Annotated in this window: 18 protein-coding genes; 10 read left to right on the top strand and 8 right to left on the bottom strand. The window is 42.2% G+C overall.

Features of this window, described 5'->3' with window-relative positions; all coding sequences use genetic code 11:
- Window positions 1–115: 115 nt before the first annotated feature.
- The 4 genes from KP803_RS13770 to KP803_RS13755 form a co-directional block, all read right to left on the bottom strand.
- The gene (locus KP803_RS13770) at window positions 116–2233 is read right to left on the bottom strand and encodes a type I secretion system permease/ATPase (protein ID WP_248009423.1); all 2118 of its coding nucleotides are present in this window, start codon (window positions 2231–2233) and stop codon (window positions 116–118) included.
- An 18-nt stretch (window positions 2234–2251) separates the two neighbouring features.
- The gene (locus KP803_RS13765) at window positions 2252–4162 is read right to left on the bottom strand and encodes a bifunctional diguanylate cyclase/phosphodiesterase (protein ID WP_248009422.1); all 1911 of its coding nucleotides are present in this window, start codon (window positions 4160–4162) and stop codon (window positions 2252–2254) included.
- A 5-nt stretch (window positions 4163–4167) separates the two neighbouring features.
- Window positions 4168–4833 (bottom strand): transglutaminase-like cysteine peptidase, encoded by a 666-nt coding sequence (locus KP803_RS13760; RefSeq protein WP_248009421.1) that lies wholly within the window; start codon window positions 4831–4833, stop codon window positions 4168–4170.
- Between the two features lie 98 nt (window positions 4834–4931).
- Complete coding sequence (locus tag KP803_RS13755) at window positions 4932–6323, bottom strand: HlyD family type I secretion periplasmic adaptor subunit (RefSeq protein WP_248009420.1); 1392 nt, start codon at window positions 6321–6323, stop codon at window positions 4932–4934.
- 240 nt (window positions 6324–6563) lie between these two features.
- On the opposite strand from KP803_RS13755, the gene pdxH reads away from it, so the two are divergent.
- A complete protein-coding gene (pdxH, locus tag KP803_RS13750; RefSeq protein WP_248009419.1) occupies window positions 6564–7199 on the top strand; it encodes a pyridoxamine 5'-phosphate oxidase in 636 nt (211 codons plus the stop codon).
- 92 nt (window positions 7200–7291) lie between these two features.
- Here pdxH and KP803_RS13745 read toward each other — a convergent pair whose 3' ends face one another.
- On the bottom strand, window positions 7292–9115 hold the full coding sequence (locus tag KP803_RS13745) for an SUMF1/EgtB/PvdO family nonheme iron enzyme (protein WP_248009418.1): 1824 nt from the start codon (window positions 9113–9115) through the stop codon (window positions 7292–7294).
- Between the two features lie 195 nt (window positions 9116–9310).
- A complete protein-coding gene (locus KP803_RS13740) occupies window positions 9311–10414 on the bottom strand; it encodes a PEGA domain-containing protein (RefSeq protein WP_248009417.1) in 1104 nt (367 codons plus the stop codon).
- A 422-nt stretch (window positions 10415–10836) separates the two neighbouring features.
- On the opposite strand from KP803_RS13740, the gene KP803_RS13735 reads away from it, so the two are divergent.
- From KP803_RS13735 to KP803_RS13710, 6 genes are all read left to right on the top strand, one after another.
- Complete coding sequence (locus KP803_RS13735) at window positions 10837–11664, top strand: AraC family transcriptional regulator (RefSeq protein WP_248009416.1); 828 nt, start codon at window positions 10837–10839, stop codon at window positions 11662–11664.
- A gap of 184 nt (window positions 11665–11848) precedes the next feature.
- Window positions 11849–14962 (top strand): bifunctional proline dehydrogenase/L-glutamate gamma-semialdehyde dehydrogenase PutA, encoded by a 3114-nt coding sequence (gene putA / locus KP803_RS13730; RefSeq protein WP_248009415.1) that lies wholly within the window; start codon window positions 11849–11851, stop codon window positions 14960–14962.
- 10 nt (window positions 14963–14972) lie between these two features.
- Entirely contained in the window at window positions 14973–15671 is a 699-nt protein-coding gene (locus KP803_RS13725; RefSeq protein ID WP_248009414.1) for a 1-pyrroline-5-carboxylate dehydrogenase, read from the top strand.
- Between the two features lie 240 nt (window positions 15672–15911).
- The gene (gene putP / locus KP803_RS13720; protein WP_248009413.1) at window positions 15912–17402 is read left to right on the top strand and encodes a sodium/proline symporter PutP; all 1491 of its coding nucleotides are present in this window, start codon (window positions 15912–15914) and stop codon (window positions 17400–17402) included.
- 277 nt (window positions 17403–17679) lie between these two features.
- On the top strand, window positions 17680–17910 hold the full coding sequence (locus KP803_RS13715) for a hypothetical protein (protein ID WP_248009412.1): 231 nt from the start codon (window positions 17680–17682) through the stop codon (window positions 17908–17910).
- A gap of 94 nt (window positions 17911–18004) precedes the next feature.
- On the top strand, window positions 18005–18481 hold the full coding sequence (locus KP803_RS13710) for an Lrp/AsnC family transcriptional regulator (protein ID WP_248009411.1): 477 nt from the start codon (window positions 18005–18007) through the stop codon (window positions 18479–18481).
- A 101-nt stretch (window positions 18482–18582) separates the two neighbouring features.
- Here the strand turns inward: KP803_RS13710 and KP803_RS13705 are convergent, their stop codons facing one another.
- Entirely contained in the window at window positions 18583–19287 is a 705-nt protein-coding gene (locus tag KP803_RS13705) for a DUF445 domain-containing protein (RefSeq protein WP_248009410.1), read from the bottom strand.
- Window positions 19288–19558: 271 nt separating this feature from the next.
- On the opposite strand from KP803_RS13705, the gene KP803_RS13700 reads away from it, so the two are divergent.
- The 3 genes from KP803_RS13700 (at window position 19559) to KP803_RS13690 (ending at window position 22365) form a co-directional block, all read left to right on the top strand.
- Complete coding sequence (locus KP803_RS13700) at window positions 19559–20512, top strand: M23 family metallopeptidase (protein WP_248009409.1); 954 nt, start codon at window positions 19559–19561, stop codon at window positions 20510–20512.
- Window positions 20416–20931, top strand: coding sequence for a bactofilin family protein (locus tag KP803_RS13695; protein ID WP_248009408.1), 516 nt, complete (start codon window positions 20416–20418; stop codon window positions 20929–20931). The genes KP803_RS13700 and KP803_RS13695 overlap by 97 nt, the downstream gene beginning before the upstream one ends.
- Window positions 20932–21180: 249 nt before the next feature.
- Window positions 21181–22365, top strand: coding sequence for a tetratricopeptide repeat protein (locus tag KP803_RS13690; protein ID WP_248009407.1), 1185 nt, complete (start codon window positions 21181–21183; stop codon window positions 22363–22365).
- A 165-nt stretch (window positions 22366–22530) separates the two neighbouring features.
- Here the strand turns inward: KP803_RS13690 and sstT are convergent, their stop codons facing one another.
- On the bottom strand, window positions 22531–23772 hold the full coding sequence (gene sstT, locus KP803_RS13685; protein WP_248009406.1) for a serine/threonine transporter SstT: 1242 nt from the start codon (window positions 23770–23772) through the stop codon (window positions 22531–22533).
- Window positions 23773–24055: the final 283 nt, after the last annotated feature.

The following is a 24055-nucleotide window of genomic DNA, read 5'->3' as shown; positions in this document are numbered from 1 at the left end:
AAATCGAGTATTTAGAGGTTTAGAATAAAAATAAAGCTCCGTATTAGCGGAGCTTTTTTATATCGGTACCAAATGATAACCGTCGACTAATTTGGTTTAGGTTTGCATGGCTTGATTAAGCGCTTGCTGACCGAACTTTACCTTGTTTTAAATTGGTTAGAACTTGATTTTTTGGCCCATCAGCGATAATGCTGCCTTTTTCCATGACGATAACTCTGTCTACTATATCCAACATAGAGGTTTTATGGGTTATCAAAATCAACGTTTCGTTTTCTGTCATCTGTCCAAGCTGATGCTTGATGTGCATTTCGGAACGATTATCCATTGCGCTAGTAGGTTCATCGAGTAATAGAACGGGTGGCCGCCCTAAGATAGCTCGGGCAATGGTTACTGCTTGTCTTTGACCACCAGATAGTAACAAGCCACCTTCGCCAACTTGACGTTCAAGACCTGCAGGATCTTGCTGGGTAAAGACGGTAACACCCGCTCGGTTCGCGGCATCCATGACATCTCTATCATCGGCGAGAGGTCGCCCTAAAGTTATGTTGTCTCGGATCGACCCATAAAACAGATTACTGTCTTGTGGAACACAGCCAATATTTCTTCGAATGTCGATATGATGAAGCTGTTTGATATCGGTATCATCAATTCTCACACTCCCTTCTGTTGGCTGATATAACCCCATGATCAGGCGCTCAAGCGTTGTCTTGCCAGAACCAATTCGTCCGATAATGGCGACTTTTTCTCCTGGGTTAATGGTTAGGCTCAGTTCACGAATTGACGCGATTGGAGCATCTGGATAACTGAATGTTACTCGGTCAAGCTCAATTTTCCCTTGCACAATTGGGCGGTGAATATAGCGTTTGCCTTCTTCTTGTTCATCAGGCATTGCCATCACCTGTTCAATTATTGACATTGATGATTTTGCTTGATTATAACGAGTTGATAATAGGGAAAGTTGAACCATTGGGCCGATTGCTCGCCCACTAAGCATGGTTGCCGCAATCAAGCCACCCATCGTGAGATCGCCCTCAGCAATAAGGTAAACACCCACTATGATCATTCCAACATTCGACGCTTGTTGAACAAACCCTGCGGTATTCTGGATACCATCCGTAATACGCTTACTCTTAATGTTCCAGTTTGCCATATGGGCAACGGCTTCTTCCCAGCGATATTGAAACTGACTTTGCGCGCCAAAGAGTTTCACTGTTTCAAGCCCAGATATACTTTCAATTAGATTCGCATATTTTTGGGATGCTAAGCGTGAACCTTCTTCGATTGCACGGCGAAGTGGGCCCTGTATAAGTAAAGAGTAAATAATCAAAATCAAGACACCGACGATAGGGACGTAAACAATATCGCCGGCCATCAACCAGATAAGCAGCAAAAACAGCAGTGAGAATGGTAAGTCGATCAACGATGAAATCGTGGCCGAGGTGAAAAACTCGCGTATTGATTCAAACTCTTGCAGGTGTCTTGCAAACGCACCGACAGACGGTGGTTTTGACTCCATTCGAATGCCAAGTACCTTACTAAATAGCTTTGAGGAGATCAGAATGTCAGATTTTTTCCCTGCTACATCAATGAAATAGCTTCTAAGTAGTTTGAGCGACAAGTCAAACAAAAAGATGACAAAAATACCACTTGCAAGCACCCATAATGTTTCAAACGCGAGGTTAGGAACCACTTTGTCGTACACCAAACGAGTAAACATGGGGGCGGCAATAGCAAAGATATTAATCAAGATTGAAGCGATAAATACATCACGATAAATGCGCTTCGACTGCCAAATGGTTCCCCAAAACCAATGGCCTTCTTTTGTTTTTAGTACCTCAGGAGAGCGCTCATCATATCGAAATTGCTTTTTAACGAGAAAGTACCGGTTAATAAATAACTGGTCAAGCTCACTTAAAGAGATAGAGATAGGAACTAAACCAGATTCTCCGGTAACAATTTCAGCTTCTTGTTTTTCTGTATTAATACTATTTAGTACACAGGCGTCACCGTCCTTGAGAAGCAAAACGACGGGGAGTATAAGTTCTGGAATTTCAGCTAAGGGCGCTCGATTTTCTTTAGCCACGAGCCCCGCACGTTCCGCTGAACGTGGAAACAAAAAGGGCGTTAGTTTGCCTTCAGAAAGCGGTAATCCATTGATCAACGCTTCAGGAGAGTTTGCCAATCCATAATAACGGCTCACATAAATGAGCGAGTTGAGTAGCGGGTCCTGCATTAAGTTAAACCTTCAATGTTATTTATCGACAATAAAGCCTTGGAAAACTTCAATAAAGTGCTCTGATAAGAAGTCGAGCTGTGTTTGCGTTTCTACTCTTGACGCGATGGTTTTAATACCAAGGTTATGGGCAGTACGAGAGATTGAGGTTAAAGTGAATTTCTGCTTTTCATCATCCAAATGGTGAGTAAACAAGTAATCAAGTTTTACATATGCGGGTCTAAATTCATTAATATAATCCAATGATTGGAAGTTACGCCCGTAATTATCCACCCCAAATTCAGCGCCAGCACTGCGTACAGCGTTACAGAATAATGCGGTGTGGTGCGGCGCATTATTAAAACAGGTTTCTGGGATTTCAAAATGCAGTTTATCCGCTACGTCAGTATGTTTCGCCAGTTTCTGGCCTATCCAGCGAATGAAGCTCGGTTGAGAAATACTGCTTTGGGATATGTTAATCGCAACTGCATCGGTTAGCTCTTTACTATCGAGCTTCTCAATCATAGAAGTAATAACGAATTGATCGAAGATATGGCTAGAGTTAAGTTGCTCAAGGGCAAACAAGTATTGATTAGCGCTAAAGCGTTCTCCATCTTTTTCAATCGCCGAGAAGACCTCTCGGTGATAAGTTTGTCCCCAACTATTGTTAGCCGCTTGGAACCTAAATTGAATAAGGTTGTTGTTAATGGCTTCTTCAACCAACGCTTTCCACTGCTGTTTACCCATAATGTTCTGGTTGTTCTCGCTTGAGACATAACCGTAGGCAATTTCTGGGTTCGATTTAGCGTTTGCAAGAGCGTTATCTAGTAAGGTTAGAATTTCAGTTGATGATTTAGACTCTTTAGTATGGACAACCCCTAGTGACATATTGAGCGAAGACGTCCCTGTTGGGTCTGAATTAATGTCTTCGACATAATTTAGCAGGCTATCGGCCATGATCTTAAGTTCACTGTCATCCATGTTAGGGAAGATGAAACCGAATTCTTCAGTTGAGATCCGAGCGATAGTGAGGTTAGGGAATGAGATTGAGATTTTGAGGTGCTCGGCTAACTGCTGAACCATTCCATCTCCGGATTCATAGCCTTTTTCATCATAAAGCTCCTTAATAAAGCCAGCTTCTAGAATGACAACGCCACCGTTAGCCCCCTCATTTAGCCACGCGTTCAATTGATTCATGTAGTAGGCTCGATTACCCAATTTCGATACTGGATCGATATAGGCACGTTCGCGAAGTTGTTGTGCTTCTTGGGCTTGGGCTTTAAAGGCCTTTTCAACCTGCGCTGACATACTGTTAATGCCATCAACCACATAAGTAAGATCTCTGGTCGCGGGACGAGGAAGGGGGTCGCCAAATTGGTTTTTGGCTACCTGTTCCATTTTTTCGACGATCAGCTGTAATGGTCTTAATGCTCGTTTAAGAATAAACGCGATGGCGGCTAAGCCTATTGTGAAGATCATGCTGAAAGCAATGACCAATCGTTTGAGCGCAATCCATAACTGAGAGTAGGCCCCACCAGGGTGACTGACAATTTCAACTTCTGCTAACTGCATCCAACCACTGGTCACAACTCGTCGATCGTGAATGCGCTCGAATAAGTGAAGATCAGTAAACCAAGTTGGAACATCATTAGGCTTTACAGGATATGAGCGCAAAATCTCTTCTCCAGTGTCTAGGAAGATAAGCCTTACGATCGCATAGCTACTACCGTCAAACAGGGCGTTAATGACCGACTCTACGGCAACCACATCCTTATTTTCTAGGTAGGGAGCGAGTGCTAATCCAACGGTATTGATTGTGTTATTTATCTCAGAACGTTGTTGCTGCTCGAGGTTATCTCGTGTGGTATTAAATTCGATAATAAATACTGAAGCCATCAGCATTATAAATACCGCAATCATACCCGCGACAAGCTGTTTATATAGTGTCATGTTGCTTACTCATCGTAACTAACAATAGGTTTGTTAAGTTTTAGTGATCGTTCTCTTGCTCTTAGATCGTTCCATAAGCTCAAGCGAGAGGATTTTCCAGCCAATTGGCCTTGTTTCGATTTCATCAGCCACAGGTTTTTACCGTTAAAACTGTAGATTGGTAATAGATCTTTTCGTTGTGAGGCTGGTTTTATTTGTCCGTTAATGTTGTCGAGAATGACAGGCTCTGCACTGGGTTTAGAATAATAAGCTAAAACCATATGAAACTGATTTAGCTCCAAGGCTTTAACATAAACTAAACGCAGTTTCTTATCTGAAACACCAAGCTCAAGTAACGAAAAATATTTGGCTATTGTGAAGTCTTCACAGTCGCCGGCATTACTTCCAAGAAATTCAAGCGGCGTTGCCCAATAATCTTTTTTACCCCAAAGGCGAATGTCATTAACGAAATTGAGTTGATTAAAGAAGCGATTTACTTCTGTTAGCTGTTGTTGTTCAGATAAACCATGAAAAACAGCAATCTGTTTGCGCCAGGTTTCGACGCGTTTTCCTGCTCGGTCGCCATACGTAAGGCTGACCGCATCAATCCATTGTTGCTCTCGAGTATTAAGAGCGACAGACGTCGATGAAGTAAATAACACTAATAATAATGCGAACCAGTACCTGAACATTGTTAAGGTTGTGCCCTTGTATTGATCATTTAGCGTGATTTAGCTGAGCAAGTGTTATGGTTTTGAGCATCTTTTATCCTTTGAAGGTTGGGTTTCATTTACTCTTTTAATGCGTTTTGTTGAGCACTTAAGATAGGTTTAAGTAAATAGTTCATCACGGTTCTTTTACCAGTAATAATGTCCACAGAGGCGGTCATTCCGGGAATGATAGGCAATGTTTCATTTTCACCTAAGCTCGTTTGTGCGGTCCGAACTCTTACAAGGTAAAAACTGTTTCCCTCTTCATCTTGCGTTGTGTCTGCACTGATATGCTCCAATGACCCTTCAAGTCCACCATATTTTGTAAAATCATAAGCACTAAATTTTACGATCGCTGTTAAGTCTGGGCGTAAAAATGCGATGTCCTGTGGAGCAATTTGCGCTTCAACCAACAACGTATCTTCCGCAGGGACAATCTCAACAATATCCATACCCGGTTGAATGACGCCGCCTACAGTATTCACATACAGTGTCTTTACGGTTCCATTGACAGGTGACATCACCACGGTTCTATTCACTCGATCTTCAAGACCTACTGTAGATTCAGTAATCGAAGAGAGCTTATCTTGAGCTTGGTTTAGTTTTTCTTGCTGCTCGGATCGAAACTTCTGTGCCGCGTCTATACGACTCAACATGGATTCTCTAATAGCAGACCGTAGCACTGGAACTTTTAGTTCACTTGAGGTCATTTCTCGGCGAGTATCGTTTACCTGCCTTTGAAGTTTTAACAGCTCAATCTTGGGTACAACACCCTCTTCAGCAAGTGGTCTTGTGATTTCTAGCTCTTTGTTGGCGTAATTATAACTTTGACGAAGGTTTTTCACTCTCGCTTGAATTTCAATGAGGTCCTGAAGTTTTTGTGTGACTTGTTGATCGATTACAGATATTTGGTTTCTGAGGTTATTTAAATCCTGTCGATATTCCGCTTTTTGTCTAGCAACTAGCTTGGGTTTGGCTTCCGAGAGTATGGGAGGGAAGGCGAGTTTGCCATAATCTAATCTAACGTTATCGCGCCAATTATTTTCATCGAACTCTTCGTTAATCACAACGCTTGTCATTGATGCCGACAGTTGAAGTACATTAGCGGTAAGGTTCGCGACCTGTTGTTCACGCTCACGAAAATCTGAACGAAAACGCGTATCATCAATTAATATCAGTTGTTGGCCTTGTTCAACAAAGTCACCCTCTTTAACGAGGATTTCTTTCACTAAACCGCCTTCTAGATTTTGAATGACTTGAAGTTGCGAGGAGGGGACGACTTTACCTTGGCCTACAGTGACTTTATCAATCTCGGCCCAAGATGACCATGCGATAGCAACGATGAAGAATAGGATCATAACCCATAGCATGACTCTCGCACTGCTTGGAGTGTTAAGTAGCAGAGCAGCGGTTTTGTCATCGACGTAGTCTAACTCTGTAGGTGAGAGCTTTTCATAACTGCCTTTGCTCACGTTGTATCCTTACAATAACGATTATTCTATTGATTTTATTACTACTTGGAGCAAATGTTAAGGATTTGATAACTATTATCAAAGATATCTATCTGCTTTAAGTAACCTTTAATGTCACCTTTGTGACTCATCATAGAGTTTAGCTCTCTTTTCAAAGATTGTTTGTTACGGCAAATCAACTCCCTCTTGAGTTATTGGCACTATCGGAGCACAATCTAGGAAAAATTATCAGGAGTCGAAATGGAACTTTCAGATATTCGCCGTGAGTACGCGCGCGATGGCTTAAGAAGACGTGATTTAAAGGCCGACCCCATTGAGCAATTTAACCTTTGGCTTCAGCAGGCGATCGATGCTAAGTTAACAGACCCAACGGCGATGACCGTCGCAACCGTGGATGAGACTGGTCAGCCTTTCCAGCGTATTGTGTTATTGAAAAATGCGGATAAAAATGGCTTTGTGTTTTACACCAATTTAGGGAGTCGGAAGGCTCAGCAGATTGAGGTAAATAGTAAAGTTAGTTTGCATTTCCCATGGCATCCAATGGAGCGCCAAGTTCATATTACTGGTATCGCAGAGAAACTAAGTACGGTAGAGAATATGAAGTACTTTACGTCTCGACCAAAAGACAGCCAAATTGCGGCTATTGCAAGTAAGCAAAGCAGCAGACTTTCAGCAAGAGGGGTTTTAGAAGGGAAATTTTTAGAACTTAAGAAGAAGTTTGAAAGTGGAGAGATTCCTGTTCCAAGTTTTTGGGGTGGTTATCGTATCAAGCCAGAAAGTATTGAATTTTGGCAAGGTGGTGAGCGTCGCCTACATGACCGGTTCTTATTTTCTAATCACGATGGCCAATGGGACATCGATCGTTTAGCACCTTAAGTGACTTTGCAAGATTAAGAATCTAAAACCAAAGAAAAAGCCGCTATCATCAGCGGCTTTTGTTATTAAAGTGATGTTCGAACTAGAAAAGACTAGTTAATCTCACGGATGATTCGGAAGCCAACGTAGTTTGAAGCCGATGATGGCGCAACGAATAGTCTTTCGTGAGCGGAAGCCATTGCTGGAGAGAAGCTCCATGCACCGCCTTTCGACATACCGCGACGGTCATTAGTCCACTCCCAAACATTACCGATCATGTCGTATAAGCCCATACTGTTAGGTTCAAACGCGCTGACTGGTGAAGTACTGGTATTAGACCATGGTGTTCCGCTCCAACCTGTATTTGCTTCTCCTGGCTTAAACTTGTCGCCCCACCAGTATTTTGTCTCAGTTCCTGCTCTTGCTGCTATCTCCCACTCGTCTTCTGTAGGAAGTCGGTAGTTGTAGCCCGTTTGCTCACTCAACCAGCGTGTATAAGCAAAGGCGTCATTTTGACTAACGCAGACAACGGGAGAGTTCACATACTGTTTGAAGCCGGGGTTTCTCCAGTAGCTATCTGGAACTGGTGTAATCTCAGATCGCTTAATCGTGGTGCAGACCTTGGTCAACTCTGCATCAGTTTGATAGTTCGTGCTTTTAACGAAATGTTCAAATTGCTGAACGGTAGTTGGCGTTGCCCCAATTGCGAAAGCATGATCAAGGTGAACTTGTTTCGATGCGTGTTCTCCAATGTGGTAAGTGCCAGGGGTAAATGTGACTAAATTTGGTGCTGAACTATTATCAGAAAGCGCGTCTGCGAAGATCTGTCCGGCTTTTAATTCATTTCGGTTTTCTCTAAGCACAGCTCGAAGTTGATGGTCGGAGTCAATCTTAAGTTCTTGATTAAATGAACGATAACCCTCTTTTGCAACACTAACCATGTGAGCGCCAACTGGCAACATGATTTCTACGGGCGTGCTGCCATAACTGACCCCATTGACTGCGACACGATCGTTGTGTTGGTTCGAGCGTATGATCAACGTTACCCACGCCGTCTCTTTTTGCTTTACTTGTGACTCATTATATTGGCCTGGAGCAAAGCAGTATTGAGAATCAAGGTCGAGAAGAGTACATGCGGTCACTTCGGTTGGTCTTGCATCAAGTTGAACATCCATAATCGCGCGGTAGCGTTTTCCATCATAGAAGCCGGATTCAACGATCTGGTGTCGAAGAACATGGATGTTCAGTGACACTTTATCAAGGTTCTGCTTTATCAGATTTTCTTCAGTCGTTTCGTCTATTAAAGCGGCTTGGAATTGATTGACAGACTTTTGCAGGGCTAAATCAACCGTCTGTTTATCACATTGTGCAATAGTCATTGACGTCGAACAGACATTGGTAAAGCTTACTTTCTGGCTACCAGATTGTCTTAGTTCGTGTTTTAACCGCTCAGCGCGAGCTCTTAGCTTAGAGTCTTCTAATGAAGCGATATTCTCTTCAATACGTGTTACTTCAGCTTGTTTTTTAGCAAGAGTTGCTTGTTGCTCTTCAAGCTCTTGTTCCGCTTCAAGGCGGAGAACTTGGTTTTGCTTTACGCCAGCCCAAGCTTCTTGATATTGGGTCTGAGAAGAAGAAAGGTCGAGATCAGGTTCATCGATCATACGCGAGTAATCACGCTCTAAATTTGATTTAGACTTGCTTAATGAACGGTCTAATTTTTTAGCTGCTTTATTATAGCCAGACAACTTTTCTTCATGCTCATTGAGAGTTTGCTGTTGGTTATCTCTGTCTTTTTTGGCACTTGATAGCTCGGAATGTTTTGTGAAAATCGCATCATCGATTGCGATCACGGAGGTAGGAACATCCTCTGCAATGGTCGACGTGGCGACTAAACCGGGAGCGAGTGCTAGTAAGAGAGCGGGTAAACCTCGACGCATTGTCTTCCTACTTCATTAGTTAAAAATATGGGTGGTATAAATAAAAACACCATTTTGCCTTGAATCAGTGACTGACCGTAGTCGACAAAATGGCCTATGTCGTAAGTCTTTGTATACCGAACAAAATTGCCTGCACTTTTGTTCGGTATCTTGTACTTAGTTTGAATACAGAGTCTATTTAAAGTAAAGAGTCTCTTAGCTTTGTTTACTTGGGCGTAGTTTTACCCATACCGTATCACTACCATTGATGGTAAGTACGCGGTTGTAAGTTTCAAAACCATTTTTGGAAACGCTCACTTGGTGACGACCATTCGGAAGAACGACTTCAACAGGAGTACTTCCATAATCAACGCCATTGATTACAACAGAATCATTATATTGATCTGAGCGAACCGTTACGTTTGCCCATTTCTTATCATTCTTCTTCGTAGAAGCTGCACTTTCGCCACGTAAACAGTAACGTGGTGAAACGCTCAATAGCTTACACGCTGCTACCGCTTCTGGTTTTGCTTGAAGCTGAGCTTGAAGCTGGGTGAAGTATTCATTATTACCTTCAAAGCCACTGCGAATCATTTGGCTTTCTTGGATATGAATGTTTAGCTGTACACCCTTAATATTTTGCTTAGCTATAACAGATTCAGTTAGATTATCCAGTAGTTTGGCTCTAAATGATTTAACCGCTTTTTGCTTCGTTAAGTGGCTACCTTGGTTAGCACACTCGCCTAACGTCATTGTTGTTGAACAAGTCGTTTTATAGCTTGTTTCAAGTACATCGCTTTCACGAAGTTCAGACTGTAGACGTTTAACACGGGCATCAACACGAAGCTCTCGTAAGTTTGAGAATTCAGTATTTAGGCGTGCTTGCTTTTGTTTTACTTGAGAAAGGCGCATCTCAGCTTCAGTAATAGACTGATCATTTTCAAGTTTATCTGACTGGTTTTGTTTAACCGCAGCCCAAGATTCTTGATATTTTTTTTGGAAAGAGATGAGGTCTGTTTCCGGATCTTCTAAAAGGCGGCTGTACTGCTTATCAAGTGCGGATTTTGCTCTATTACGTTTTGCATTGAGCTCTTTCTCACTGCGATTTAAACGAGCTTGTTCATTATTAAGCTGCTGAAGCTTGCTACTTTCTGCTTCGAAATCTGAAGCGATAGTATTAAGTTCATTCTGCTTAAATTCAATTTTTTCATCGATAGCGGCAACCGGATCGATCTGGTTGGCTTCTTCTGCATTCACCGATACAGATACCCAAAAAGGGCTTAGCGCAAGTAAGAGCGCTGGGATTCGACGTTTGATCATAGGTCCCTGCAACAAATTAACGTGTTAACCCACTTATCAGTGGAAAGACAAACTTTTGACGATTTTTTTGATCGCCTCACAATAAATTCTTTTAGCTGTTTTGGAACTAAAAACTTATCAATGAGGGTATAAAAAACGTCCACTTGATAAATTTTATGTCGTCCATCGTCCATTTTGGTCTTTATCTTAAAATATGCAAGTCTATAATTTGATGCAGCATCCATCTATTTCGATTGAATAGACATGAACCGTAATTAATGTGCACTTGATCATTGTTCCTTTTGTCGATGTGACTAAAAAACCGCCAAGATAAATCGGTGTTATGAGTGTGATTTTACATCAATATTAATGAGTTGAGGCGGTTTTATTCGCGATTGCTTTTGTTATAACATGCGCGACGTCGACTGAGTAGATAAGCAAATATGAAACATATCAATAGTACTGATGAAATACAGAATGATGAGAAAGCCAAACTTTTGTCACCTAAACCTGCGGAATTGGTCATTTTACCGTCCTATATGGATTGCCATGATCACCAGTACACACAGATCGTCATTGGTCTAAAGGGAAAAGCAGAGTTCGAAGTAGCCGGTAAGGGTAACTTAGTTGGGCCAGGGCAAGGTTGCGTTGTGACATCGGGGAGCGATCATGCGTTTGGCGGTGTCGTGGGTAATTCCGAAATATTAGTTTTGAATATGCCTATGGCAACGAATGATGATCCCTTGCTACTACAAAAGCTGAATCAATTGACGTCGACGGAAACTTATTTTCAGCTGGATGGCCAAATTCAAAAATTAATTCAGATGTTAACGGTAGAAATGCAGGCCAGCCCAGACGATCTTCTATTGAGTCGAGCATGTAATGATACGGTTATTGCCTTACTGCAAAGGCACATTTCTGATTTTGAACATAAAAAGAGAGATTCACGTTTTGAACTAGAGCTCATTGATCGATATATAGAGCAGCATCTCAGTCGTAAAATATCGGTTGCGCAACTTGCGGGTAGTGTCTTCCTCGCAGAAAGCCAGTTTCACCATCTTTTCAAAGAGCAAATGGGGATCACTCCGCATCAATACGTATTAGGTAAAAGAATTGACCGAGCGAAATCTCTCATTGAAAAGGGATGCTACTCGCTTGGACAAGTCGCTGAGCTGACCGGTTTTTCTGGACAAAGTACGTTTGCTCACACTTTTTCTCGTTTACAAGGAATGTCACCACGACAGTTCAAAAATATACATCATGTTAAGTGATGTGAATTTTTTAGCATATAACATTGGCTAATTGAATGTGATTTTGTTTATGTTCTGTTAAATATCGTAGTTTTTAGCAATTTGTTCGGAGTTTTTGACAAGTAAACAACTCAGGCTCAAAATACACTGCCAGCCATGGTAGGAAATCTAAAGATTCGCTTTAGATGTGAGATTGAGGAAAACCATGTTTACAGCTACTGATGTGTTGAAAGCAGAGTTCGTAGATCAGCCACTTGAAACGTTGTGGTCACTGATCTCACCGCTTTATATGGTCGAAGAATCCCAATGGCTTGAGCAGTTATTACCTTTGGCAACGTCTTCTGATAGTGAAAAAAATCAGATCAAAGAAAAGACGACGCGCCTTATTGAAGCTATCCGTGCGGATAAGAAGTCCATTCAAATGATTGATGCCTTATTACTTGAGTACAGCTTAGATACTCATGAAGGCATTCTTTTAATGTGTTTAGCTGAAGCATTAATGCGTATTCCAGATAGTGCAACTGCGGATGCGCTTATTAAAGATAAGCTGTGTGTTGCTGACTGGAAGTCTCACCTTAAAAATTCCGACTCAGTGTTTGTGAATGCATCTACTTGGGGCTTAATGCTCACAGGGAAGGTCGTCGGATTACCGAAAAAAGAGTCAAGCAGTCCAACGCAAGCAGTCAATCGTTTAGTGAACAAGCTTTCAGAGCCGGTTATTCGTCAGGCGATGAATCAAGCAATGAAGATCATGGGTCACCAATTTGTTCTTGGCCGAAGCATCGAGCAGGCTCAGAAAAATGGAAAGCCACTGGTTGATAAGGGCTATAGCTACTCTTTCGATATGCTTGGTGAAGCTGCATTAACAACTGCTGATGCAAATAAGTACTTTAAAAGTTACTTAATGGCCATCGAATCGGTAGGGCGCCAAATCAAGACGCAAGACAGCGGACTACCTTCTTCAGTTTCAATCAAGCTCTCAGCGCTTCACCCTCGATACGAAGTGGCTAACTCGGAACGTGTGTTAACTGAACTCTATGACACCGTTATACAACTATTAGATAGAGCGGTAGAGCTGGATGTTGCCATCTCAATCGATGCTGAAGAAGCCGATCGCTTAGAGTTATCTCTTCATCTGTTTGAAAAACTGTATCGCAGTGACAAAGTGAAGGGCTGGGGTAAGCTTGGTATCGTCGTACAAGCCTACCAAAAGCGCGCACTTGCTGTTCTTACTTGGCTAACGAAGCTTGCTAAAGAGCAAGGCGACCTGATTCCTCTTCGTTTGGTGAAAGGCGCATATTGGGATACCGAAATTAAGCTGTCACAACAGGGTGGGTTCGGTAATTACCCTGTTTATACTCGAAAAGAGGCGACAGACGTTGCGTATTTAGCCTGTGCTCGTTTCTTGTTGAGCGATCACGTTAAAGGCAATATTTTCCCTCAGTTTGCTAGCCATAACGCCCATACGGTGACAGCAATATCAGTGATGGCCAGTCATGATCAATTTGAGTATCAACGACTTCATGGAATGGGTGACTCTCTTTATCACCATGCAAAAGAAGCATACAAACAGTCTGTTCGTATTTATGCGCCCGTCGGAAGCCATAAAGATTTGCTGCCTTATTTAGTACGTCGTTTATTAGAGAACGGTGCAAATAGTTCTTTTGTTCACCGTTTGGTGGATGCTCGCTGCCCAATTGAGAGCTTAACTCAGCACCCCGTAGATATGCTGCTTGCTCATGACACGCTAGGGAACAAGAGTATCCCTCTACCTGGTGATGTTTTCCCTGACAGGAAGAACTCTGCTGGTGTCAATATCGATATAGAAAGCGAAGCAAAACTGTTTGATGAGCAAGTAGAGTCATTTCTAAATAAGAAGTGGCATGCAAGCCCAATGATTAATGGTGAGTGTAAGAGTTCTACTGATGTTGTAAGCGTTACGGCACCTTATGATCGCCGTATTGAGGTAGGCAGTGTTGGCTACTCAAGCTTAGAGCACGTTTCTGAGGCTATTGAAGGGGCATCAGCAGCGTTTGATAGCTGGAATAACACTGCAGTGGGTACACGTGCACAATCACTAAATACGCTAGCGGATTTACTTGAAGCTAACCTCGCTGAACTGGTTGCTCTATGCCACCAAGAAGCAGGGAAGACAATACATGATGGTATCGATGAAGTTCGAGAAGCTGTGGATTTTTGTCGATATTACGCTAATCAAGTTGAGAAATTTGGTGAAAGCGAAATTGTTGGCTTTGATGGCAATCCGCTCATCACATCTCGCCAAGGTTTAGGTGTTTTTGTTTGTATTAGTCCATGGAACTTTCCGCTTGCGATATTCCTAGGGCAAATCACTGCTGCGTTAGTCGCGGGTAATACAGTGGTTGCGAAACCTGCGGAGCAGACCAGTTTGATCGCTGCAAAAGCGGTTGAGTTGATGTATCAAGCCGGCTTTGCTAAATCAGCGATTCAATTGCTACCCGGGAAAGGGGCCGAGATTGGGGCTGCATTAACTGCCCATCCTTCCATTGCCGGAGTTGCGTTTACTGGCTCAACGATAACCGCGCAGCGTATTAATCAATCGTTAGCTCAAAGAGAGCAATCACCTGTTCCGTTTATTGCTGAAACGGGTGGCCAAAACTGCATGATCGTCGACAGTACGGCTCTACCAGAACAGGTGGTTCGTGACGTTATTCGTTCCGCGTTTGCGTCAGCAGGGCAGCGCTGTTCAGCACTTCGAGTTCTTTATGTACAAGAAGATATTGCTGACCGCATTGTGTCTCTGATTCAAGGTGCGATGAGTGAATTGAGCGTTGGTGCTCCTTATCTTCATAGTACAGATGTGGGACCTGTTATCGATGCAACTGCAAAAGAAAAGTTACAAGCGCACATCGAACATATGCAAAGTGCAGGCAAGAAAGTGGCTCAATTAACCTTAGAAGAGTCTTGCCAGTTTGGAGATTTTATCGCGCCAACGGCCTTTGAAATTGACGATATTTCAATGTTGGAACAAGAACACTTTGGGCCAATCTTACATATCGTTCGTTACAAGGCGAATGAACTGGCTCAAGTGGTTGAGAATATAAACGCAACAGGCTTTGGTTTGACGATGGGAATTCACAGCCGAAATGAGACCACTTACCGATGGATTGAGCAGCACGCTAAAGTGGGCAACTGTTACATCAATCGAGATCAAGTGGGTGCGGTGGTTGGCGTTCAGCCATTTGGCGGCCAAGGCTTATCTGGAACTGGTCCAAAAGCGGGCGGTCCGCATTACCTATTCCGTTTCACTCAAGCAAAACTAACGACTAAACCAGCATAGGAGAAAGATTATGATGCATCAAATTACACGTTACTCTGACTCTTACACTGCCTGGGCCAGTTGGAATCAGCTTGAATATGGCGAAAAAAGTAAGTACTTGCTATCTGCAGCGAGAAAGATAGAAAAGACTCAACCGTCACTAAGTCGAGTTGTTCAATTCCATGAAAAGCATGCCGCTAGGTTATTGAAAGAAACACATCAACTTGTGGGACCAACAGGTGAAACCAACGAGTTATATACCACTGGCCGTGGTGTCGCTCTTGTTATTCATGACAACAGCTTAGCGAACTCTCGCCTTGTTGTAATCGCGCATCTAACAGCAGCGCTTTTAGCGGGAAACAGTGTGATTGTTTGTAGTGATGATACAGATCTCGTGTCCCTACTTGAGTCGGCTTTCCAGTCTGCAGGCATACCAAGTGATGTCCTACAGTTTGAATCTCTTGAGGCGTATTCACCGCTATTAGAAACAGATATTCGAAGTGTGGGTTATATAGGGACTCAGGAAAATGAGATCGCTATTAATCGAACGTTATCTAAGAAAACGGGCGCTATCGTTCTACTTAGCTCGGAAACGGATATGACTTGTCTCAGCAATGCGCAAGATCCTGCGCTGAGCCTACGTTTTATTACAGAACGTACTCGTACCATCAACATAACAGCGGTGGGAGGAAATGCCACGCTACTTGAGTTAGGGAGCGACGAGCACTAGTGGTTTATAGAGCCTTTATTAGCTTATAGCCCCTTTATTAACGAATAGGATTTTCAACAGAACTTGTCGCTCTCAAACACAATGGCCAACGAGCAGAGAAATAAGCTTGTTATCAATGTGTTTGTAGAGCGCATTTTGTTTCCGGAGAGTGTTTATCTCCGGTTACACGCTCTTTCACCGTTTTGCCACTGCTAGCTAGAGGCATTCATGGATGAATTATTTTTATAAGAGGAACAACAAATGGAAAATAGCTTTGCTATTACAACCACTTTTATTGCTTATCTGATCATGATGATGGCAATAGGGGTTATCGCTTATCAGAGAACCAAAAACTCTACGGATTACTTCCTTGGAGGACGCTCGCTAGGTCCGTGGCCAGCTGCATTGTCAGCAGGTGCATCAGACATGAGCGGTTGGTTATTACTGGGTCTGCCAGGTTATGCTTACGCGGCGGGAATTGAAGCAGTTTGGCTTGCTGGTGGATTGCTACTAGGTACTTGGGCTAACTGGTATATTAATGCGAAACGCTTAAGAACGTACAGTATTACGACAGATGCACTGACTCTACCTGAGTTCTTGTCTAGACGTTTCAATGATAATTCGAAACTTATTCAGACTATCTCTGCCTTTTTCATTCTGTTGTTTTTCCTTTTCTATACAAGTTCAGGATTAGTCGCTGGTGGTAAATTATTCGAAACAGTATTTGGTCTTGATTACACTATCGCTGTGATTATCGGCACGTTGTGTGTTGTTTCGTATACATTATTTGGCGGATTTTTAGCGGTATCGTGGACCGATTTAGTGCAAGGCTTATTAATGGCCGCCGCGCTGATGATCGTTCCAGTTGCTGCAATGCAAGGTGGTTTCGGCCAGCTATCAACGGATCTTAGTAATATCAATCCAGAACTACTGACGCTTTGGAATGATACGAAAGGTGAGCCGTTGTCTGCCATAGCGATTATCTCTTTGGTTGCTTGGGGGCTTGGTTACTTTGGTCAGCCGCACATCCTTGCACGTTTCAAAGCATCTCGTTCAAATAAAGATCTCACAACAGCTCGAAGAATTGCGGTTATATGGACGGCACTCTCTATGGTTGGCGCTCTATTGGTAGGTTTGGTTGGTCTTGTTTATGTAACAAACTCACCGACTATCGAGTTAGCTGATGGCGAACGAGTGTTCATGCTACTAGTCGATGCTATATTCCACCCTGTGATAGCGGGCATGTTGCTGGCTGCGATACTGGCTGCGATTATGAGTACTGCTGATTCACAACTGCTGGTTTCTTCTTCTGCTTTGGCTGAAGATTTCTATAAGCAGATCATTAATAAACAGGCGAGCTCTGAAGATGTGGTTCGCATTGGTCGTTTTTCCGTTATTGGTATCTCGATCATTGCATTGATACTGGCTATGAACCCAGAAAGCTCAGTTCTTGATCTTGTATCTTACGCTTGGGCTGGTTTTGGTGCGGCATTCGGCCCTGCTGTTGTCCTTAGTCTTTATTGGTCACGCATGAATCGTAATGGTGCACTTGCCGGTATTATTATTGGTGGTGTCACGATTGTTATCTGGAAACAGCTAACTGGAGGTTGGTTTGATGTCTATGAAATCGTACCGGGCATTATCTTATCCACCATTAGTATCGTTGTTGTTAGCTTGATGAGTGGTGAGCCAGAGGAAGAAGTGGTTCGCTTGCATTCTAAGTTTGAAAAGCAATTACAAGAACTAGACTAGAAAAGAGCGCAATAACGTCATAATTTGAAGAAACAATGACCAAAGCCTGACGATAAGGCTCTCTTCGCACTTTACTATCAACAATGTCCTGCTGGTGCAGGGCATTGTTGTTTTAGTTTTGAGACCTAGGCCAAGTACTAGTTGATCTTTGTGAAAAAACACTGTTTCTTTTTGAACTTTGCTCACGTTTTTCAAACATATGTTTGGGTCTATTGAACTAACGCATACACAATGTGTCAATTATCAATAACCCTATTATCGTTCTGGAGAAGAGAAAATGTCGAAGATCTACTGTAATTGTTGTCGAAAGCCAACTCATCATAAGGTTGTGATGAAACGTTGCCAGCCAGAGAAGCAAGAGTCAGTACTTCAAAATGTTCAGACATTATTTTCTAGCCTATTCCAGGGCGACCATTACGTAAAAATGGAAAAACAAGGGTTTTGCAGAGACTGCAATAGCCGTTCAGAATTAACAGAAACCAACTTTTCTAATGTAAGAGTGATCTAAACCACGCTCTACTATTGCTAGAACCATTGTTTAACGTCAAAAATGTCGGCTTGTTATATTATCAGAACAAGTTTTGTAGACGTGTGTATGACTAATGGATTTAGACCGAATTGACCGCGAAATTTTAAGAACGCTTCACCTTAAAGGGCGTTTGTCTGTAGTAGAACTAGCAAAACAAGTTAATCTTACCACTTCCCCGTGCTCTGACCGTGTTAAGCGACTAGAGAAAGAGGGTTATATCAATGGCTACCACGCCGAACTTAACCCCGAAAAATTGGGCCTAGATGTCCAGGTTTTTATTCATATCCGTCTTGATCAGACAAGCTTTTCCATATTTGAAAAATTTTCAGATGCTGTCTCACTCATGCCTGAGATTGAAGAGTGCTATTCGCTTTCTGGTGACTTTGACACCATGATAAAAGTGAGGGTGAAAGATATGAAAGCCTATCAGGTGTTTATGTCGAGCAAGCTAGGGACGTTACCTGGTGTTATACAAACTCGAAGCGAGGTTGTGATAGAAGAGCATAAGCGTGGGTTTGGTGTGAACCCTGAACTTCTGTCTACGCTGTAGTCAATCAAATTTGCAGACTGACCTGATATAAAAACGAAAGAAGGAAAATAATCGCTTTTTTTCCTTCTTTGTTTAAGTTCTGTTATCAACTCGCCGTTTGTTTATAAGACTAATGAAGAAGCGACACCAATAAGACCACCGAAAATACCGCCCCAAACAACGAGCCACCCTAAATGGGTTTTGATCATTGTTTGAATGATTGATTTTACGATTGAAGGGGTGAGCTCATTAAGGCGTTGGTCAATGATGTTCTCAATGTTAGCAGTGATTTCTCCCATCATTTCAGGGCTTTCAAATTGCTCTTTAATGGCTTGTTTGATGGTATCGCTCTGACTGATTTCAACAACAGACTGTTGCATCTTCTCTACAAACGGTTCTTTTAGTGGTTCGAGTGCTTCGGTACCACCAAACATAGCTAACATACCGCCAAATGAAGAGTTAGCAATGACTTCCACTAAGGAATCGAAGGTTGGATTAAAATCTACCTTAGCAAGGATTGGTTCAAGATTAAGTGTTTTTTCTCCTGCCATTTCTTTGTTTAGAAAACGATCGATGTTCTCTTCAGTGAAGAATTGATCCATCATTAGTGTTTTTATGGCGGCTTTAAATTCTTCAAATTTGGCTGGAATGATCCCTGACCCATAGAGGCCAGGAACTTTTTCAAACAACATGTGTACCGCGAGCCAATTTGTCACTGCACCGGAAAAGGCAAATAAGCCTGCAAAGAAGACAATGTCGTTACCGAAGTAGTACCCACTGAAAAGAACAATCAGTGCGATCAAGTTAGTAAATAAACTCTTATTCATAGTATTTGCTAATAAAAAAATTGTGAGGCGATATTAAGAGATCTTTTCTCAATAAAAAAGAGAAGAAGTGAGTTTGTCACCAATGGATCGAAAATAGTTTGATTTTATAAAAACTTATGTCAAATATGTGCAAAATAAGCCTAGTGATGAGTCACAAAGTTAAAAATAAAGCTGTGAGGTTGATGTAATCACAAACAGGACTTTGTTTTGTTAAGCTGACTTGTTTGCTAGAATCCTGATAATTTTTTAACGCAATTGAACCGATAGAAGTATGGAAGAAAGAGTAGTAGTTTCAGTTTCGTCTATTCACGGAACTCGACATTTTCATTTAGGGAAATGGATTCGTCATTTTCTAAAAGGGCTCGGCTACTTTTCGTTGATTGCGGTAGTCGTGACAGTGGGTGTGATTTACCACCTGGTAGATGAAGTCGACTTTGCTAAGCTTAAGCAACGCGAGCTTGAGACTAAGTCGATGTCTTTAACCGAAGAGGTGTCATCTCTTCAAGAGTTAAAGGTTAATTTGGAAAGCGATTTATTAGATCGTGAAGAGAGAATGAATCTTGTATCCGATCGGTTAGGGGACTTAGAGAAAGTTCTTGGTATGGGTGAGATTGTCGACGAAAGTGAGCTTGAGTCCCGATTAGACACTGCTGCGATTACTTCTTCGGTTAGAATGGTGATGTTGACTCAAATTCCAAGTGGCGCACCTGTTCATAATGCACGAATTTCGTCAGGATACGGGAAACGGATACACCCAGTCACCGGTGTTGTTAAAACACACCGCGGACAAGACTTTGCAGTCAATACTGGAACACCTGTTTATGCACCCGCTGATGGAGTGGTTGAAGTCACCAGACCAAGTAATAAAGGATCAGGAAATTTCCTTAGACTTCAACATAGCTATGGATTTACAAGCTCATATTCGCATTTAAATAAGTTTTTAGTTAAAAGTGGCGATTTCGTTCAAAAAGGGGACTTAATTGCTCACTCAGGAAATAGTGGATTATCGTCTGGTCCACATTTGCATTATGAAATTAGATTTGTTGGTCGTTCTTTAGATCCTAGACCCTTTGTCGATTGGGGTGTAAATGATTTTGAGACCATATTCAGTAAAGTAAGAGGTATCCGATGGGAATCTTTAGTAAACAAGGTCGAGTTAAGAGTCAGCAGTCAGCTACAACTGTCATCGCAAAAGGCTGTTCGATTGAAGGACAACTCAGGTTAGAGAGCGACCTTCAAGTTGATGGCGCTGTCGATGGTGAAATTAAAGCTGAGCACACGTTAACGATCAGTGAAACGGGTATTGTCAGTGGCGAAGTTTATGCCGAACGCGTACTAGTTAATGGTAAGTTCGAAGGTACTTGTCATGCTGAAACCATTGAAATTCTCTCACGCGGCAGTGTTGTTGGCACGATCTACAGTGATAACTTAAGCATTCAACCCGGTGGTAAGTTTACGGGTGTCACTCATGCAACACCTGAGCAGCAAGTTGTTGAGTTAAGCGATGCGAAAAAAATGGCAGAGAGCAATGTTGTTGAAAACAAGGTCGTTGAAAATAAACTTGCTGAGAAGAAGTTAGCCGATAAGAAACAGGCTGAAAAAAAAATAGCGGAAAACGCTAAGCAGTTTAGTAACGCTAAATAGGTACTCATTGATTCGAAAATCGTTAGAATTGATTGCTAAATAGCTCTGAAACCTCGCATTTAAGCGGGGTTTTTTGTTAAAAACCCCCTTGCAAAGTGTCTATGTGTTACTTTATCAGCTCGATGTATATAAGGCTGTTTTACGTATACTCGCATATAATTAAGTTAGAGAGAGTAGAAAAAGTCAGTATGTCTCAATATTTTCATCTAATGACCGATAACTAAGCATGATTAAATAAGAATTCAACGTATGAGCATTATAGGGATTGCGATTGGCGCAACCGGGTTATCATTAATTTTAGCTTTTTTATGGATGCTATCTTTATCTATGCGCAGAAAAAGGCTAGATGAAGAGAGAAAGCAGCGTGAAATTGCCTATCGAAAGGCCTTGGAAAAATCACGTCATAGAGAAAAACAAGAACGATTAAGCAAAGCAGAGAATGGTCACGTTCCGACTATTCTCTTCTTAGCTAAAGAAGCGGAGCGTACCAACATTAAGGAGGCCCTTTATTGGTATAATAAGGCCGCTGAACTTGATAATGTTAACGGTATGTATGGTGTTGTGCGTATTAGTCAAAAAATGCGTGAAGATGTCATTCTAAGAGAGAAATCTAAGTATTGGCAGATTTGTATATCCGCTCTTGAAGGAAGTACTAAGGGTAAATTTGACATGGGAATGGCTCTTCTGAAAGGTCAGGGCACAGAGATTAACATGGATAAAGCCCTTGAAATGATCAATGCATCTGCTGAAGAAAGCTATGTTCCCGCAATGTTGTTTTTGGGTGATTGGTGTACGTCTAGTAAGAATCCAATGCCTGCTCCAGCTGACTCAAACTTTTGGTACACCAAAGCCTCTAAAAAAAATAGTAATGAAGGCAGAATGAAGTTGGGACTCAATTATCTCAATGGAGTTGGAGTTGAAAAAAATCATAGCAAAGGCTGCTATTGGTTAGAGGTAGCGGCTGAAAAAGGGCACAGTCAATCGATGTACCACGCTGGAGAGGCATGGATTGATAAAGGGCGAACAGGCAACGCTATCGCCTATATTTGGTTGTTCTTGTCCGCTCATTTTGGTTATGAACCTGCGAAAGTCTTGAGAGATAAGGTGGGAGGTAATATAGGCGTTGATTCCGTCGTTGGCCTACAATCACTTGCTAAACCTCTCATACAGAAAATTACCGCCAACAAAGTGGGCAAGCACTCCATTATTAAAGCTCTTAATAAACTCTATAAACGAGATGTGTATCTTCCTGCCAAAGCCGTTGTATCGAATGATACTTCACTTGAGGAGCTGATTCCTGATCAGAAAGTAGCAAGCAGTTTAAATGAGTCTGACAGTGTAGGCGGTGGAGAAGAAAAGGTAGAGCCACAGGCTCAATCTACCAACAGCGACTTTGATTACTCACCAAATGGGTTCAACAAGCCGACTCATTAGGTCATCATTGAATTCGGTAATGTTGTCGATTCAGTGAAGCGTTCGTTAGAAAATAAAAAGCCCAACTTAGTTGAGACTAAGTTGGGCTTTTTGATACGTAACGGCCTTTAAGGAAAGATTCTTTCTACATAAATAAAGGTCGTTAGTTACACATAAAACGCATCATTATGAATGTGAAGTTGCAGGCTCTAGTTCAGCACGCTTTTGTTCCGCTCGACATACCGCCGCAGTGAAAACAACATCCGTTGAACTATTAAGCGCAGTCTCCGCAGAGTCTTGGATAACACCAATAATGAAACCTACCGCCACGACTTGCATTGCCACTTCATTTGGAATGCCAAACAGGCCGCAAGCCAGTGGGATTAGTAGCAAAGAACCACCAGCAACACCTGACGCACCACATGCAGATACCGCAGCGACTACGCTAAGTAGAATTGCTGTTGGTAGGTCAACTTCAATACCAACGGTATGAACCGCAGCAAGTGTTAGTACTGTGATAGTAATAGCCGCGCCAGCCATGTTGATAGTTGCACCTAAAGGAATGGATACAGAGTAGGTATCTTCATCAAGTTTAAGCTTCTCACAAAGCGCCATATTTACTGGAATATTAGCGGCACTTGAACGTGTAAAGAATGCGGTTACACCACTCTCTCTTAGGCATTGCAGCACAAGTGGATAAGGGTTTTGCTTCGTCTTAACGTACACAATAATTGGGTTTACAAATAGGGCGATAAAGGCCATCGCCGTTAAAAGAATAATCACTAGCTGACCATAGCTTGCAAGTGCTTCAAATCCAGTAGTTGCGAACGTTACCGATACCAAACCAAAGATACCTAACGGAGCGAGACGAATAATAAAGCGTACGATTTGAGAAACGCCTTGGCTAAGATCTTCGAATACCGCTTTTGTTGTTGCAGACGCATGATGAAGTGCCAAACCTAGAGCGATAGCCCAAGCCAAGATACCGATGTAGTTAGCGTTCATTAGCGCGCTTACTGGGTTATCGACAACTTTAAACAGCAGTGTATGAAGTACTTCAGCGATACCTTGTGGTGGTGTAGCACCGGTAGGGGCTGCGACTAATGTCAAGGTTGTAGGGAACATGAAGCTTAATACAACAGCGGTTAATGCTGCAGTCAATGTACCAATCAGATAGAGAATAATGATTGGGCGCATATGTGTGTGTTGGTTCTTTTTTTGGTTAGCGATTGATGCTGCAACTAAAATGAAAACTAAGATTGGGGCAACAGCTTTTAACGCTCCAACGAACAAGCTACCTAATAGGCCAGCACTCTTGGCGCTTTCGGGCGATATTAGGGCGAGTACGACGCCGAGAACGATACCAGCGAGAATTTGTAAAACTAGATTTCCTCTAGCAAGACGGGCAAAAATATTGTTACTTTGCATAATCATTCCTGTGATTAATGTGTGTTTATTATTGTGATTATTTGGTGTGTTATATATCACTCGCCAATAATATACGCGAAAGATTTTATGTCTATAAATAATTTCAAAGTAGTGATAAATGTTGCAAAAATGCAGTTGGTGTAAAATTATAAGTTGCCGTTGCTGTTTTTTGAAGCTGATGTGGGGTGGATTTTAATCTGTTAGTTAGAATGTGTAATAGATTCAGAGAGCTACTGGACCGGCATAGACAAAAAAGGGGAGAGCAAATCTGCTCTCCCCTTCG

Source organism: Vibrio amylolyticus (assembly GCF_023145695.1).
GTDB classification, from domain to species: Bacteria; Pseudomonadota; Gammaproteobacteria; order Enterobacterales; family Vibrionaceae; genus Vibrio; species Vibrio amylolyticus.
The sequence above is the reverse complement of the archived record's forward strand: the minus strand, read 5'-3'. Positions and strand labels throughout refer to the sequence as shown.